This is a genomic window from Apibacter sp. B2912 (assembly GCF_009827835.1).
Classification (GTDB): Bacteria; Bacteroidota; Bacteroidia; order Flavobacteriales; family Weeksellaceae; genus Apibacter.
This window is the reverse complement of the sequence record NZ_WINV01000004.1, coordinates 60,585-77,439: the sequence shown is the minus strand read 5'-3', so window position 1 is coordinate 77,439 and position 16,855 is coordinate 60,585. Positions and strand designations below refer to the sequence as shown.

Genomic DNA, 16,855 nt, shown 5'->3' with positions numbered 1-16,855 from the left:
CAAAAATAGTGAGAAAAATATTATTGCTTTCCGATACCCATTCTTATATTGATGATCGTATATTGGAATATGCTTCCCAAGCAGACGAGGTTTGGCATGCAGGTGATATTGGTGATATAAAGGTTTCCGAAACTTTAAAAAAAACGGTTCCGGTATTTAAAGCGGTCTATGGAAATATTGATGGAACAGAAATTCGTAAAGAATTCACTCTTAATCTACGTTTTTTTTGTGAAAAAGTGGATGTATGGATGACCCATATTGGCGGTTATCCGGGTAAATATGCACCAATCATACGCGAAGAAATAAAATTGAATCCTCCTAAACTTTTTATTTGCGGCCATTCACATATTTTAAAAGTTATGAATGATAAAAAACTTCATTTACTTCATATGAATCCGGGTGCTATAGGAATCTATGGATTTCATAAGGTAAGGACTATGTTAAGATTTGAAATAAATCAGGAAACTATACAGAATTTAGAAGTTATTGAATTTACTAGATAATTTGTTTTTATGTTTTCCTTTAAGTACTAATTTATCGACTTAGCGTCCCTTTTAAACAGTAAAATTCAAAAAAATTTTAAAATTTAATCTTTAGCAATTCTAATAATACTCGCCTGGATATTTCTTCAATTTAATTTATTTTTTTCCTAAATAATTATTAAATTTATAAATATTAACTAATATTAATATTATTATTTAAATCATAATATATTAATGATACTCTATATACTGATTTAAAATAACGAATTTTGTTGTTACATTTAGGCAAATTTTTTGATTATGATTAAATATTTTACAGTATTTAACGTAACATAATTAATATCAAATGATACTAATGTTTAAAAATTATTCTGCCAAATTCAGTTTATGATAAGATCTGTTATTCGTTTATCTTTAATGATGCTCCCTTTATTAGGTGTTGCTCAATCAAAAGTTGTAGTAGCTTTTAAAGTTATAGATAAAGAAAAAAATTCCTGTGTTGATGTTAACGTAAAGAAAAACTTTACATTCCAATATGAAAATAGTTCCGGTTATAAAGACCTAAAAAGTTTAGTTTCTACAAAGTGTTTTAATAGTTATGCAATAACTAAAATTTCTGGTAATTTTCGAATTTATATTTCAGTACCTGAATATGAATCACAATATCTTGATTTCACTATTACCAAACAAAGTAAAGATACCCTATATTTAGGTGAGGTATATCTAACACGTACGTATCCCGAAATTAGTGAAGAAATTCAGAAACCTTCCCAATCTGCTGAAAAAGAAATTGAGGGGGTAACAGTGACCGGGGCACGTAAGAAATTTATTAAATTAGAAGCTAATAAGACAACTTATACGATAAAGGATAATGATTTACTTTCCGGCGGAAGTGCACAAGAAACTTTAACAAAACTTCCTGGGGTAATCAAGGGATATGGTGGAAATCTTACCGTAAATGGTAAGTCCATGACTATTTATATTGATGATATCCCGACAGGTCTATCGGGTGGTGACTTAGAAAATTTATTACAAAGTTTACCATCAAATGCTATTGAAAAAATTGAAATTATATCTAACCCGGGAGCTTCTTACGATGCTAAAACAGGTGGTGGTATAATAAATATTATTACTAATGGTCGTGCATTGCGAGGAATAAACGGGTCTGCTTCTTTAAATTACCAATTTAACAAGAACAACCGCGTATCTCCTTCCATTAGTTTAAATAGTCGTTTAAAAAGTGTATCCTTACAATTAAATAGTGGTTATAATTATAGGGAAAACGATAAAACTACCTATTATAAAAGGGAATTTACTTCTTTCACTCCTTCCATTATTTTTGATCAAAAGAATATTGAAAATAAATATAATCGTTTTTATTATTTCAGACCTTCTTCAAATATTCGCCTTAACAAAAACAGTAATTTATTGATCAATTATAATTTAAGTTATACTGATAACAGTAATCATTATACGGGTGAATCTTTGAGCTCTAATGATATTGAACCAATTAATCTTTTAAATAATTCAAAATATTCGGAAGATAACACCAATCATGAATTAACCACAAAGTATAAGGTTAAATTAGATACATTAGGAAACTTGTTTGATATAACGGCATCTTATAAACACTTTAACAAAAATTCAACAAATAACAGTATTCAGAATAATGAGGGTTTTTATAAATATTCTGTAAACGATATTGATTATAAATCCGATTATTTTCAAGTGAATCCTAATTTTGAATTTTCTTTTAATAAGGTAGGAATAAAAATGAATACCGGTGGAAAGTATTCTCATACTAAATATACCAGTAACGGAAAATATAATCTTTTAAATACTTCTTCTTCTATACTGGAAAATCCGGATTATAATTCATTCAGGGATTTTATATATGATGAAAATCAATATGCTTTATATGGAGAGCTAAGCAAAAAATTTGAAAAGTTGGATTTGACTGCAGGGGTTCGTTATGAAAATTTAGAATTTAAAAATAAAGTAAAAACTACGGATCAAAGTATTAAATATACGTTTGAAAAGTTTTTCCCATCTTTTAGTTTACTATATAAATTTAATCCTACGCTGGATTTTAATGCTACCTACAGAAAGAGTATGATGCCTCCTTCCTATTCTAATATGGATCCGAATTTAACCAACTATTTTGACGAATTCAATACTTCGGAAGGAAACTTACATCTTAAACCGGATTATTACGATAACTATGAAGTTTCTTTAAGTGCATGGAGATATTTGAAAATCTCTTTCAACTATACGTATTCTAAAAATATAAATATGCTGTATTACGAGACTGAAGACAATTCATTAACCGTAAATCAAACTACTCGTACATTTCACGGCATGAAAAACTATAACGTATGGGTTGGTATTCCTATTCCATTTAAATTGGTTACCATGGGTAAAAAATTCTTTGACGAACCTATGAATATGGATAAAATGAATTTCATTTACCTTTATGGAATGTATAATTACTACAAAGTAAATGATTATCCATATTTAGATAAAGTAAAACCTATGTGGTTTTATGTAATATATGCTCAATTAATCCTACCAAAAGATTTTAAATTAACCACTTTCTTTTTATCTAGTACAGATAAGGGATATTTTGAAATTTACAAATCCTATAAACCTTTTCGTTATTCTAATATAGAACTTTCAAGATCCTTTAGTAACAAAACTATTAAGGCTTCTTTAGGTATTCAAAATATATTGGGTCCTACTAAGTTTAATTCTGATATTAATAACTTTAATTTAAGAACCAATTATTACAGTAGAGACAGCGATCAATTGTTCTATATTAAACTATCTTACAGTTTTGATAAAAACCGTAATATTAAAAAGGAAAATACAATTATTGAAGAGGATACTAATTCAAATTCTAACAAATTGTTACCTTCCGGTCCGTTAAAATAAATACTCAATTTTATATAAATCAATAAAGGCTGATAATTTAAATATTATCAGCCTTTAATTTTTACTTTTTTTTATATGAATATTAGTTTTCTTTCTTTACCATCTCAATATGCTCAATATGATCTTCAAAATAAATTTCTCCTTCAGTTTCAAATCCAAATTTTTTATAAAATGGAACTGCATAATATTGGGCACCGATTCTTATCGGTTGTTTACCATGAAGTGTAAATAATGACTCTATGGATTTTTCCATTAAAATTTTTCCTAAACCGGTAGAACGATATTCCTTACAAACTATAATTCTTCCAATGGAAGCTTCATTAAAGGAAACTTTTTCAGGAAAAATCCTGGAATAAGCAACTAATTGTTCCCCTTTATACAGTAATAAATGATGCGCTTTATAATCTTTATAATCCAAATCCTGGTATGAACATTTTTGCTCGACTATAAATACTTCATTTCTTAATCGTAATAAGTTATACAATTCGTCTAAAGTAAGTTGATCAAATTTTTTTAAAACATAATCATAAGGATGAGTGCTACTCTTGAGCATCTTTCATAAATTTTTCTACTTTTTCAACCATTTTTTTTGATCCACAAACAAATGGTGTTCTTTCATGCAATTCAACAGGATTTAAATCCAATATTCGTGTAAAACCATCACTGGCACTTCCTCCTGCTTGTTCCGCAAGGAATGCCATAGGATTACATTCATATAACAATCGTAATTTGCCTTTAGGGGCTTGTGAATAGGAAGGATATAGGTAAATGCCTCCTTTCAACATATTTCTATGAAAATCGGAAACTAAAGATCCAATATAACGGGAAGTATACGGTCTATTTTCTTTTTCTTCTTGACAGTATTTTATATAATTCTTAATTCCTTGAGGAAATTTAAGATAATTTCCTTCATTTACGGAATATATTTTCCCATCTTCAGGTATTTTAATATTAGGATGTGAAAGATAAAACACTCCCAAAGCCGGATCTAAAGTAAAACCATTTACACCGTTACCTGTTGTATATACTAACATTGTTGATGAACCGTACACTATATATCCGGCTGCTACCTGTTTATTTCCCGGTTGTAAAAAATCTTCCAATGTTACCGGTCCATCTTCCGATATTCTTCTATAAATAGAAAAAATAGTTCCTACATTAACATTTACATCGATATTGGAAGATCCGTCTAATGGATCAATTAATACCACATATTTACTGTTATGTGAATTATCTTTAGAATTTATACTGATGAAGTCTTCATTTTCTTCGGAAGCAATTCCACAAACGACCTCTCTATTTTTTAAGGCACCAATAAATACATCATTGGCAAACACATCTAATTTTTGTTGCTCTTCACCTTGTATATTCTGATTTCCAATTGCTCCAATAATATCAACGAGCCCAGCTTTATTAACTTGCTGATTAACAACTTTACTGGCTAATCTTATTGCTCCTAAAAGGCGTGACAACTCTCCTGAAGAATATTTAAAATCTGCCTGTTTATCAATTATAAATTCGCCTAAAGTCTGTGAGCTCTTCGATTTCATATTTTATATATTTAGTTTTTTGAATGTTCCAAATATATTGATTTTTGGTTGTACTTTATAAGTAATATGCAGATTTGTCATATATTTGCTGAAGGTCTTTTAATATTTAAAATACTTATTGTACTGTTTATCATTATAATATAAATTTTAAGTCTATTAATACGTGAATTCCCGATGTGTAAAAATTCTTTTTTCACAAGATTTATTTATGGGAAAATGTGTTTTTTATATATTGAAAATATATAACTATCATTTATGAAAGTTTATAAATTTGGAGGTGTTTCAGTACAAAATGAAAAAAATGTACGTGCTATTTTAAAAGTTTTAAACCAAACCGGATACAAATCAACCATTATTGTTGTCTCGGCCATGGGTAAAACGACTAACGCATTAGAAGATGTTATTCAAGCATACTTTCAAAATAATGATACTTATAAACTATTAATTGACAGAATAGAGGAGGAGCATTTAGAAATAGTTAAAAAATTATTTTCTAATTATACGGAAGTTTATAACGAAATTAAGAATATTTTTAAAAATTTGCGATCTTTACTAACTAACAATACATCCGATAATTTTAATTTCTTATACGATCAAACGGTTAGTTTTGGTGAAATTATTTCATCCAGAATTTTAAGCTCTTTTTTAAATTATTCAGGAATTACCAATACTTGGATTGATAGTAGAAATTATCTAAAAACTGATGATAATTATAGAGAAGGGACTATAGATTGGGAACGTACGCAAAAACAATTTGAAAATTTTGATACTTCTCAAACATATGTTACTCAAGGTTTTTTAGCTTCGAATTCCAGCAATTTTACTGTAACTCTGGGAAGGGAAGGTTCAGATTATTCTGCTGCCATAATTGCCTATTGTTTACATGCTGAAGGTGTTACCATTTGGAAAGATGTTCCGGGAATTATGACCGGAGATCCTGACTACTATGAAAATGCTCAATTATTAAAATCTCTTTCCTATGAAGAAGCTATGGATATGTCATTTTTTGGAGCATCCATCCTTCATCCGAAAACCATTTTTCCTTTGTATAAAGGTGAGATTCCATTGAACATTCGTTCTTTTTTAGAACTTGAAAATCATGGCACTTATATTACGAAAGGAGTTAAGGGAGATCCCAGCGTCTCTTGTTTCATACGAAAATTAAATGTACATTTGCTTACTATTTCTTCCATTTATTTTACTTATAATCTGGAAGATACTCTTTGTATACTCTTCAAACAACTTACTGAACTGAATATTAAAACTAACATGATCAAGGTTTCTGCTTGTTCAGTTTCACTGGTTATTGAAGACAAATTTAATTCAATTAACATTTTACTGAATATACTCGCAAATTCTTTTAATGTAACATTAGAAGAAAATGTGCGTCTATTTACGATAACGAATAGTTCACAAAAAATACGAAATAATTTTAAAAAAGGAAAAACAGTTTTATTAGAACAATTGGTAAAACAAACTTACCAAGCAATTGTAAAAGAATAACAATATGAGTTTAGTCACCTTAGAGGATATACAAAATACTTTAAACCTAAAGAAATTTGGTTTTATTGGAAAGGGTATAGCATGGACCCTTATGAATGTTTCAAAACTTGGTCATATAAATAAATTCTGTACTGAAAATAAAGATTTACCTACCAATGAATTTCTTACTGCAGTTTTAAAACATTTAAAAATTAACTACGAAATTCATGAAGAAGATTTAAAAAGAATTCCTGAAAAAGGACCTTTTATAATCGTTTCCAATCACCCTCTAGGAGGATTAGATGGCATAATTTTAATGAAAATTGTTTCAGAAATTCGTCCGGATTTTAAAATAATGACTAATTTTTTATTGCAAAAAATTGAACCTTTAAAAAAAGTTATTATTCCTGTTAATCCTTTTGAAACCAGAAAAGATACTTTTGACAGTAAAAAAGGTTTTATTGAAACCTTGCGTGTCTTGAAAGATAATCATTGTGTTATCATTTTCCCGGCCGGTGAAGTTTCTCATTATTACCCGGATACCAAAGAATATCAAGACAGAGAATGGGTAGAAAGTGCCTTAAAACTTTTGAAAAAAGCTAAAGTACCCGTAATTCCTGTATATTTTCATGCGAGAAACAGTAAGTTGTTTTATAAAATGTCTAATATTCATCCGGATTTACAGACTGCGATGCTGCCTAGAGAATTGGTTAGAAAAAGAAAAGCGCCTATTAAAATACGAATCGGTAAACCTATTTCAGTTAAACAACAAGATGAATATACGGATATCAAGTCTTACGGTAATTTTTTAAGGAATAAGGTATATATGCTTAAATCATTCTATACTACGGTTAAGAATCCATTTAAAAATATAAAGTTCCTTTCAGTATCAGCAATGACTAAGTCTGCTAATTCCAACGAAGTTAAGCCTATTATTAAAGAGACACCTCATGAATTAATCTTAAAAGAAGTTGAGCTTTTAAAAGAAATTGATTGTGAACTATTTTCCAATTCTCAATATGAAGTCTATTTAGCTAAGCCTGAAAAAATTCCTAATATCTTACGGGAAATTGGCCGATTAAGAGAAATTTGTTTTCGCGAAGTGGGAGAGGGAACCAATGAACCTTTTGATCTGGATGAATTTGACCAAATTTATCATCACTTATTTTTATGGGATAAAGAAAATAAACTTATCGCCGGTGCTTATCGAATGGGAATGGGAAAAGAGATTTATGAAAAATACGGAATTAAAGGTTTTTATACTGCTTCTCTTTTCGAATATGATTCGGAAGTACATCCTTTCTTTAAAAAAATCATTGAAATGGGTAGGGCATTTATTTCCAGTGAATATCAAAAAAAACCTATGCCCTTATTACTTTTATGGAGAGGGATTGTACATGTTTGCTTAAGAAATCCGCATTATAAATACCTGGTGGGAGGTGTAAGTATAAGCAATCAATTTTCCAACTTTTCAAAATCGATAATGGTTGAATTTATGCGTTCTCATTATTTTGATTCTTATGTTGCTCAATATGTACATTCAAAAAATGAATTTAAAGTTCATCTGAAATCCAATGAAAAAGATTTATTCTTTGATGCTGCGGATAATGATCTTAATAAATTTGACAAGTTAATAGATGAACTTGAACCCGATTTAAGACTTCCCGTATTGATCAAAAAATATTTAAAACAAAACGCCCGTGTTATTGCTTTTAACGTCGATCCTAAGTTTAATGATGCCATTGACGGATTGATGTATATTAGAATAAGTGATATTCCGGATAGTACTATTAATCCGGTATTAGAGGAGTTAGATTCTATGGACAAAAAAAACCAAAAGGAAGAAAAATAAACAATTGTTAACAAGTTTATAACTATTCAATTGAAACAAGATTACTAATTGCTTTTATTAAAGTACTCTATACTTAGATTTTCAACACCTTACTAATGTTGAACTTTTTATAAAAATTTAATCTACTATTTTAAAAAGGTAAATAGCTATTATTTACCTTTTTTTATTTCTATACTTGGATCATTTCACTTTCTTCCATCCTTTACTAATATTGAGCCTGTCTACAAGCTTATTTAAAGGCTTTTTCTATGTTTTCTTTTTTAATAATTATCCCTCCATAAGATAACTGTTCATAAATTAAAAAAACACCATAAATCAAACTTAAAATTAAAAATATTTATATCGTATTATCATAAAATGTTAATTGATTGTATGTATAACTAAGCATTAATAATGTAAAAATTTATTTTTAATGATTATTTTGATTTAATTTAAATAAATAAATATAATTAATGTTAGAGCTGTTTATAGTTTATAATTTTAAAATATAATTTTTTAACTACAGAAATGTTTTAAACTTCTAAACTATACTTATAAATTTTAACCTAATATAATATATTAACTATCAATATTTTACAAAATAATTCATATATAAGTAATTAATTATGAATTAATTAATAAATATGTTAATAACTTAATTTATTTCAAAAATTCCTTCAATTATATAATTGACTGTAAATCAATAAAATTATATAATTATTATTAAAAATTATTTTTATTAACTCATAAATTTTCAATAAGTTAAAACAATATTAACAATTTAAATAAATTATTGTTAACATTTTTAAACAAAAAATTTTGCTTCAAGAGTTACAATTTCCATTTATAAAGATTTAAGATTTTTCCAAATATTTATAAAACTTTTTAAAAATGAATTTTACCTTCCTTTTGATAAGTTTAATAACAGTTACTTTTTAAACAGTCACTTTATTAATAACTTCTAAAAATTGTTGATAAGTGATTTAGTTTATTGATTTATACTTATTTATTTTCAATAAATTTTGTTAATATCATATTTAGAAATTTTAATAACTCACTATTTCAAAGTTATTAACATATTAACAGGTCTATTATTACTATTACTTTAAATTTTATTTAATTAATTAAAAAAAGATATATAAATAATGATTAATTGTGGAAAAAATTCAGGTTTCAAAATTTCTCTTTTCGTTTTTATGAAGGTATATTTGTAAGAAAAATAAGTAAAAATTATGAAAACAGTTAATGATTTCAATTTCAATGGAAAAAAAGCATTAATTAGAGTTGATTTTAATGTTCCTCAAGATGAAAATCTTAAGGTTACTGATAATACAAGAATTGTTTCTGCTAAGCCAACTATAGATAAAATATTGAAAGATGGAGGTTCTGTAATATTAATGACGCATTTAGGCAGGCCTAAAGGTCAGGTTACAGATAAATATTCTTTAAAACATATTGTTGATGAGGTATCAAAAGTTTTAGGTGTTCCTGTTAAGTTCGTTGATGAATGTGTAGGGCCTAAAGCCGAAAAAGCTGCAGCAGAATTAAAACCCGGTGAAGTTTTATTGTTAGAAAATTTACGTTTTCACAATGAAGAGGAGAAAGGAGATGAAGGATTTGCTAAAGAATTAGCTAAGTTAGGTGATATTTATGTAAACGATGCATTCGGTACTGCACATCGCGCTCATGCATCTACTGCTATTATTGCTAAATTCTTCCCTTCTAACAAATGTTTTGGTCTTTTGATGGCCAAAGAGCTTGATGCTATTCAAAAAGTTCTTAAAACAGGCGAAAAACCTGTAACAGCTATATTAGGAGGTTCTAAAGTTTCTTCTAAAATTACTATTATAGAAAACATCCTTCCGGTGGTTGATAACTTAATAATCGGAGGAGGAATGACCTATACTTTTATTAAAGCTCAAGGAGGTAAGATCGGAAACTCTATTTGTGAAGATGATAAACAAGAATTGGCATTAGATATACTTAAAAAAGCAAAAGAAAAAGGTGTAAAAGTATATCTTCCGGAAGATTCTGTTATAGGTGATGATTTTTCAAATGATGCAAATAGAAAAGTAGTCGATACTAATAATATTCCTGACGGATGGGAAGGTTTAGATGTTGGACCTAAAACTATTAAAACATTTTCTGATGTTATTTTAGCTTCTAAAACCATATTATGGAACGGACCTTTAGGAGTATTTGAAATGCCAAATTTTGCCGTTGGTACGAAAGCTATTGGAGATGCTATTGGTGAAGCCACTAAGAATGGAGCTTTCTCCTTAGTAGGAGGAGGTGACAGTGTAGCATTTGTTAAACAAAATAATTATACTGACAAAGTTAGTTACGTTTCTACCGGGGGAGGAGCAATGCTTGAATCATTAGAAGGTAGAGAATTACCCGGAGTAGCAGCTATTTTAAACGATTAGTATTAAAATCTAGCATTATACAATACATATTAAGAAGCTTGATATTTCAAGCTTCTTTTTTTATATGTTAGTAACTATTCAAAGTAACTTTATTTTTATTATTGCTCTAATAAATTTTAATATATAATATCTTTTTTAATATATTTTTTTTGTATAAATAAATTTATATCTTTACTAATATAAAATATAATATATAGTTATTTATATCATAAATACTATTTTATATATTTATTTAATTAATATTTAAAATTTTAAATATCTATTATTAAAAATTATTTTCTTTTAAACTTAGCATACTTGTTAATTTAATAATACGAATTTTGTGAAAATTTTATTTTTTCAAAACATAAATAACAGATGAATAATTACCATCATTCATTCCTTTTAAATTTGATAAAGCAGCAATGAATGGAAATCTAAAAATTCCTAAAGGATTATTCATATAATTTTCACTGATTAAAGAAATATAGAAACTATCAAAGGGTAGGGGATACGTATGAATTACTTCAAACTTATGATTATTAAAAAAATCGATAGCTCCTTTTTTAGAATAATGAAATATATGTCGAGGTACATCCCAGGCAGCCCAAAATTCTCTATAAAATTTGGCATCAAAAGATTTGTAATTTGGAACTGCTATTATTATATATCCATCATTTTTTAATTTTAATCTTAATTTTGACAGGATTTCTTCCGGATTAGGGATGTGTTCTAATACATGCCAAAGTGTAATGATATCTAAAGAATTATTTTCAACAGAATCTAAAGAAGTAGTTATATGATTTTCACCAATTTTAGATTTAGCTGTTTCAGTTGCTTTTATATTTGGTTCAAAACCTAGTATTGAAAAATTTTTATCTTTTATGAATTTTAAGAACGTTCCATCTCCACAACCATAGTCTAATAATGTTCCGGACGTTTTATATTTATTAATAATCTTTAATTTATATTTTTCATTCAGTTTTTGAATTAATAAATATATTTTTGATTTTAAAGACTGATCTTTCGAATGGGATAAATATTTTTCACTTTCATAATATTTTGAAAGATCCTCAGGTATTTGGGTAGTTTTTAAAATATCGGTATATTCAGATTTTTGAATTTCAAAAATTTTATTAGATAAGAAGTGATCTTTAATTTTCATTTTCAATTTTGTATATATATAATATCATATAGTAAAATATTTAGGATTATAAATAAATGTTCCACGTGGAACATTTATTTATAACTTTATATTATCTACCCATGTAAATTAATAAAACATTTATATCGGATGGAGATACGCCACTTATTCTACTGGCTTGACCTATAGTCTCAGGTTTGAATTTCATTAATTTTTGTTTAGCTTCAGTAGAAATACTATTTAATTTTGAATAGTCAAAATTTGAAGGGATTTTTATATTTTCTAATCTATTTAATTTTTCAACATTTTCAAGTTCTTTGTCAATGTAGCCTTTATATTTAATTTTAATTTCTACTTGTTCAAGTACCTCATCCGAAAAATGATTTGGTTTGATATAATCATTTATAGAGGATATGTTTTCTAAGTCTTTTAAGTATATATTAGGTCTAATCAAAATACTGTCAACTTTTACAGTTTGAGAAATAGGTGTTGAATTTTTTTGTAGTAAAATTGGATTAGTTTCTTCTTTGGTTATGGAGGTTGATTTTATAAAATCTATACAATTGTTCGTTTGCTTGATTTTCTTATCTAAATTTTGCATTCTTTGAGATGATGCTAATCCAAGTGTATAACTTAATGGCGTTAATCGTTCATCGGCATTATCCTGTCTTAAACTCATTCTATATTCTGCACGTGAGGTAAACATTCGATAAGGTTCTTCGGTTCCTTTGGTAATAAGATCATCAATTAATACCCCAATATACGCTTCATTTCTCTTAAGAACCAACGGCTCTTTATTTTGAATTTTAAGTGATGCATTAATACCGGCCATCAATCCTTGAGCTGCTGCTTCTTCATAACCAGTTGTACCATTAATTTGTCCTGCAAAATATAAATGATTAATATTTTTTGTTTCTAATGTATTTTTTAATTGAGTAGGAGGGAAGTAGTCATATTCAATAGCGTAACCCGGTCTGAAAAATTTAGCTTTTTCAAATCCCGGGATTAGTTGTAAAGCTTTAATTTGAATATCATCCGGTAAAGATGTACTAAATCCGTTGATGTAAAATTCAACAGTTTGCCAGCCTTCCGGTTCAGCAAATATTTGATGTCTTTCTCTATCTGCAAATCTGTTAATTTTGTCTTCAATCGAAGGACAATATCTTGGACCTGTACTTTTAATTGTTCCATTAAATAAAGGAGATCTTTCAAATCCTTCACGTAAAACTTCATGAACTTTTACATTAGTATAGGTAATATAACAACTTCTTTGTTTGTCGAGTTTAGGTGTATTAGTATAGGAAAATTTTTGTGGATTACTATCTCCTTTTTGTTCTTCCATTTTTGAGAAATCTATGCTTCTACCATCTACCCTGGGAGGTGTTCCTGTTTTCATTCTACCGGCCTCAAATCCTAATTTAACTAGATTTTCAGTGATTCCAAATGCTGCTTTTTCACCCATTCTACCTCCGCCGAACTGTTTGTTTCCAATATGGATTAAACCATTTAGAAATGTTCCATTAGTTAATATTACAGCTTTTGAATAAATAACAGCTCCCATATAGGTTTTAACACCAATAATTTGATCATTTTCTGTTAATAACTCAACAACCATGTCTTGAAAGAAATCAAGATTTGGGATGCTTTCTAATTGTAATCGCCATTCTTCCGAAAATCTCATTCGATCGGATTGTGCTCTTGGACTCCACATGGCTGGTCCTTTAGATAAATTAAGCATCTTAAATTGAATCATAGTTTTATCAGTAACGATACCTGATAAACCGCCCAAAGCATCGATTTCTCTAACTATTTGTCCTTTTGCAATACCTCCCATAGCCGGATTGCAAGACATTTGACCAATAGTCTGAAGATTCATGGTAATTAGTAGTGTTTTTGAACCTAAATTGGCAGCAGCAGCGGCAGCTTCTGAACCTGCATGTCCACCACCTACAACAATAACATCGTATTTTTCTAATATCATTTTAACAGATGTTTCACGTGAAACAAAATTTTTTTTATAATTAATTTTTAATAATTTTTATATAAGTCTATATAAGTGTTTTCCTTTTTTCTCATAAGTTCAATATCCTTTTCCAATTTATCTTTGTACCCGATGATATGCAGAACTCCATGAACTAAAACACGATTTAATTCATGATCAAAATTTTCATTATTAATTACTGCATTTTCTTTAACTCTGTCTGTGGAAATGAATATATCACCCGAAATTAATTGGTTTTCTTTATAATCAAACGTAATTATATCCGTGTAATAATCATGATTTAAATATTGAATATTAATTTCTAATAATTGTTCATCAGAGCAAAAAATATAATTTATATCTCCTACACGGCAGGCTTCTTGTTCTATAACTTCTTTTAACCACTTTTTTCTTTTTAATTTATTTTTTAAAATAAAATCATTATTTGAAAAATAATTTATCATTTTTTGTTAATTTCTACTTAGCTAAATTAATATTTAAATTCTGAAATTTTAATATAATAAAATTCTTCATACGATTTACTAATACTATTAAATTTTATAATAACTTTTACATTTAATACCAAGTAAACTTTCTGTATAAATTAAGAGAAAATGTTTATAATGTATAAAAATTTTTAAAATAAAGTAATTTTACATAAATAGGATTGAAAAAATGATAGGTAGCTATTTTGTTAAAACCAATATCCTAAACCAACACTAAATACACCTTTGTTTTGATTGGTAGAAAATGTGTATAATAAGTTAATAGGTCCAAAAGGACTGTCATATCCATATCCAACTCCATAACTAAAATATTTGTATTTAAAATATCTTATATCGTTAAATTCATCTTCAACATTAGCCATGTCTGCATAAATTTTCACATAATGATTTTTTAAGATTTTATAGTTTAAAGAAGAATATAATGAGAATAGTTGATCCCCGGATTTATAGGCAAATGGCAATCCTAAAAATTTACTGAAATTTAAGAAATCTTGTTCAAAATAACCACCGTTAAAATATTTGTATTGTAAAGAAGGCGTATTAAAAGATACTCCTAAAAAATGTTGATTTTCTAAAGCCAATCGATGTCCGAAGGGGATTGAATAACTTAATTGAGTTTTAATTGTGGAAAATTTTTCAAAATTAGGAGCATTAGAATAAAATATATATTTAGCAGAGGCATCTAGTTTAAAACCTTTAAAAGGAAAGTTAGAGTTATCTCTCGTATCGGCCTTTATATAAAAATAAGGATTATAAAAAAAACTCTCGTCTTTATTAAAATTTTTGTGATCTACTTCGTTAATTCGATCATAGGAAAAGGGTGAGATGCGCATATAACTATATTCTATACCGGTACCAACGGCATATTTTTCGTTTAAGGTAGACTGTAGATAAAGTTGTTGATTAAAGTATCGAATACGATTAAACGAATATTCACTTCTTTTTAAATCTGAATAATTAAAATTAAAAGAATTAAAAGTTGTATTAGATCCAATACTTGGTAATATTCCATTATCAATATAATAATTTATATTAGTTCTGAAATTATTTCCAAAAATTACATCAATGGATAAATTGGAATTATTTAATATAAGTTTATTTAAAGTAACATTAGCTAAAAGAGAAGTTTTATACACATCATCGTAGTGGATTCCAAATTTTATGGAATTATTATCTTTTTTATCTAGATATAAGTTAACTTGTTGATTTTCATCAAAATTTTCGGAAGAAAGCTCATAAAAAACCCGATTATAATTTCCCGTAGAATATAAAGCAGAAATTCCTTTATCTAATTTGGTAATAGATGTATTTTGAGGTAATTTCAAACCTAATTTTCTTTTTATATAAACAGAATCTTTAGAAGAATTACCAATAATGGAAAGTTTAGTAATAAATAAATTTCTTTCTGAAGGTAGTTCCTGTATTCTCGGTCTATTGATAGTATCAAAACCTTGTAATTTTGCAATTTTTAATAGCTCAGGAAACGCCTTTTCTCCGGCTAGTTTTCCTTTATACAAAATGGAATCCTTTTTATCAAAATCGGTTACCTCATAATTCTTTACATCAGGTCGAATTAATAAATCTACATAACTTCGTTCAAAATCCGTTTTAATATTGATACGATAGCTTATAATTTGACTGATAATATTTAATATTGATTTAATTTCATTCGCTTTTTGTAAACCATTACCTAAATCAACTCCAATTATGATATCCATGCCTTTATCTCGTAACGCTCGGGAAGGAAAATTATTAACAATTCCACCGTCAATTAAAGTTTTATCATCAATTTTAACCGGTTCTATAAGAGAAGGATAAGCACCACTGGCCAAAACACTGAGAGGAAGAAAACCTTTTTCCATTTGCTCTTCGTCACCGGTTTCTAAATTAGTTGCTATGCATAAGAAAGGTATCGGTAGTTTAGAATAATCATGAATATCATGAACATTGTACAATAAATTAGTTAAAAGCATTAAAGGTCCTTGTCCCTTACTTAAAGCTGATGGAAAAACTATTTTAAAATTGGAAATAGGTAAAGTTAAAATATATTTTTCTCTGTAAGATTTATCAAAAAAAGGAATAAAATTTCGATTTCTGTCCTGTAAAAAAAGTTCGTTAAAATCAATGCTTTTAATGATATTTCTCATTTCTTTAGGAGAATATCCTGCAGCATATAATGATCCTACTATGGCACCCATACTGGTTCCGCTTATATAATCAATTTTAATTCCTGCTTTTTCAATAGCCTCGATAACTTCTACATGAGCGAACCCTTTAGCACCTCCGCCACTAAGAACTAAACCTACTTTGGGTCTACGATTTAAAGAATCCTGAATTGATATAAAAGTTGAATCTCTATTTATACCGTAAAATAAATTTCCTATTAGTAAAATAAAAAATAGTAAGTATTTTTTACAAAATTTCATAATAGCAAATATATTAAAAACATGTAATTTATATAAGTAATAATAAAATAGAAAGAATTGGTAAGTTTTTTTTAGATTTACTTAAAAATATACTTAGTATTACATTTATTTTTAAAA

The 16,855-nt window shown here is 27.6% G+C and carries 11 protein-coding genes; 5 read left to right on the top strand and 6 right to left on the bottom strand.

What is annotated here, in order from left to right:
- Window positions 1-8 precede the first annotated feature (8 nt).
- Entirely contained in the window at window positions 9-503 is a 495-nt protein-coding gene (locus GFV01_RS07805; protein WP_160566188.1) for a metallophosphoesterase family protein, read from the top strand.
- 366 nt (window positions 504-869) lie between these two features.
- Window positions 870-3,413: a TonB-dependent receptor domain-containing protein gene (locus tag GFV01_RS07800; RefSeq protein ID WP_160566185.1), complete on the top strand. Its 2,544-nt coding sequence runs from the start codon at window positions 870-872 to the stop codon at window positions 3,411-3,413.
- Window positions 3,414-3,495: 82 nt separating this feature from the next.
- Here GFV01_RS07800 and GFV01_RS07795 read toward each other — a convergent pair whose 3' ends face one another.
- The gene (locus GFV01_RS07795) at window positions 3,496-3,966 is read right to left on the bottom strand and encodes a GNAT family N-acetyltransferase (RefSeq protein ID WP_160566182.1); all 471 of its coding nucleotides are present in this window, start codon (window positions 3,964-3,966) and stop codon (window positions 3,496-3,498) included.
- Complete coding sequence (fbp, locus tag GFV01_RS07790) at window positions 3,953-4,963, bottom strand: class 1 fructose-bisphosphatase (protein WP_105296477.1); 1,011 nt, start codon at window positions 4,961-4,963, stop codon at window positions 3,953-3,955. Before fbp ends, GFV01_RS07795 begins: the two co-directional genes overlap by 14 nt.
- 255 nt (window positions 4,964-5,218) lie before the next feature.
- On the opposite strand from fbp, the gene GFV01_RS07785 reads away from it, so the two are divergent.
- The 3 genes from GFV01_RS07785 to pgk all read left to right on the top strand — a co-directional run bounded on the left by GFV01_RS07785 (window position 5,219) and on the right by pgk (window position 10,702).
- Window positions 5,219-6,466, top strand: coding sequence for an aspartate kinase (locus tag GFV01_RS07785; RefSeq protein WP_160566179.1), 1,248 nt, complete (start codon window positions 5,219-5,221; stop codon window positions 6,464-6,466).
- A gap of 4 nt (window positions 6,467-6,470) precedes the next feature.
- Window positions 6,471-8,297, top strand: coding sequence for a lysophospholipid acyltransferase family protein (locus GFV01_RS07780; protein WP_160542940.1), 1,827 nt, complete (start codon window positions 6,471-6,473; stop codon window positions 8,295-8,297).
- 1,211 nt (window positions 8,298-9,508) lie between these two features.
- Window positions 9,509-10,702, top strand: coding sequence for a phosphoglycerate kinase (gene pgk / locus GFV01_RS07775; RefSeq protein ID WP_160566176.1), 1,194 nt, complete (start codon window positions 9,509-9,511; stop codon window positions 10,700-10,702).
- A gap of 331 nt (window positions 10,703-11,033) precedes the next feature.
- Here the strand turns inward: pgk and GFV01_RS07770 are convergent, their stop codons facing one another.
- The 4 genes from GFV01_RS07770 to GFV01_RS07755 all read right to left on the bottom strand — a co-directional run bounded on the left by GFV01_RS07770 (window position 11,034) and on the right by GFV01_RS07755 (window position 16,738).
- On the bottom strand, window positions 11,034-11,846 hold the full coding sequence (locus GFV01_RS07770; protein WP_160566174.1) for a class I SAM-dependent methyltransferase: 813 nt from the start codon (window positions 11,844-11,846) through the stop codon (window positions 11,034-11,036).
- Between the two features lie 91 nt (window positions 11,847-11,937).
- Entirely contained in the window at window positions 11,938-13,806 is a 1,869-nt protein-coding gene (gene mnmG, locus GFV01_RS07765) for a tRNA uridine-5-carboxymethylaminomethyl(34) synthesis enzyme MnmG (RefSeq protein WP_160566172.1), read from the bottom strand.
- A 47-nt stretch (window positions 13,807-13,853) separates the two neighbouring features.
- The gene (gene ybeY / locus GFV01_RS07760; RefSeq protein ID WP_160566169.1) at window positions 13,854-14,270 is read right to left on the bottom strand and encodes an rRNA maturation RNase YbeY; all 417 of its coding nucleotides are present in this window, start codon (window positions 14,268-14,270) and stop codon (window positions 13,854-13,856) included.
- 230 nt (window positions 14,271-14,500) lie between these two features.
- Window positions 14,501-16,738: a patatin-like phospholipase family protein gene (locus GFV01_RS07755; RefSeq protein WP_160566166.1), complete on the bottom strand. Its 2,238-nt coding sequence runs from the start codon at window positions 16,736-16,738 to the stop codon at window positions 14,501-14,503.
- Window positions 16,739-16,855: the final 117 nt, after the last annotated feature.

Bases quoted from the DNA above. Each gene is read 5' to 3' on its own strand.
- GFV01_RS07785 (WP_160566179.1), top strand. From the start codon at position 5,219: ATGAAAGTTTATAAATTTGGAGGTGTTTCAGTACAAAATGAAAAAAAT.
- GFV01_RS07800 (WP_160566185.1), top strand. From the start codon at position 870: ATGATAAGATCTGTTATTCGTTTATCTTTAATGATGCTCCCTTTATTA.
- GFV01_RS07755 (WP_160566166.1), bottom strand. From the start codon at position 16,738: ATGAAATTTTGTAAAAAATACTTACTATTTTTTATTTTACTAATAGGA.
- GFV01_RS07795 (WP_160566182.1), bottom strand. From the start codon at position 3,966: ATGCTCAAGAGTAGCACTCATCCTTATGATTATGTTTTAAAAAAATTT.
- ybeY (WP_160566169.1), bottom strand. From the start codon at position 14,270: ATGATAAATTATTTTTCAAATAATGATTTTATTTTAAAAAATAAATTA.
- pgk (WP_160566176.1), top strand. From the start codon at position 9,509: ATGAAAACAGTTAATGATTTCAATTTCAATGGAAAAAAAGCATTAATT.
- fbp (WP_105296477.1), bottom strand. From the start codon at position 4,963: ATGAAATCGAAGAGCTCACAGACTTTAGGCGAATTTATAATTGATAAA.
- GFV01_RS07780 (WP_160542940.1), top strand. From the start codon at position 6,471: ATGAGTTTAGTCACCTTAGAGGATATACAAAATACTTTAAACCTAAAG.
- mnmG (WP_160566172.1), bottom strand. From the start codon at position 13,806: ATGATATTAGAAAAATACGATGTTATTGTTGTAGGTGGTGGACATGCA.
- GFV01_RS07770 (WP_160566174.1), bottom strand. From the start codon at position 11,846: ATGAAAATTAAAGATCACTTCTTATCTAATAAAATTTTTGAAATTCAA.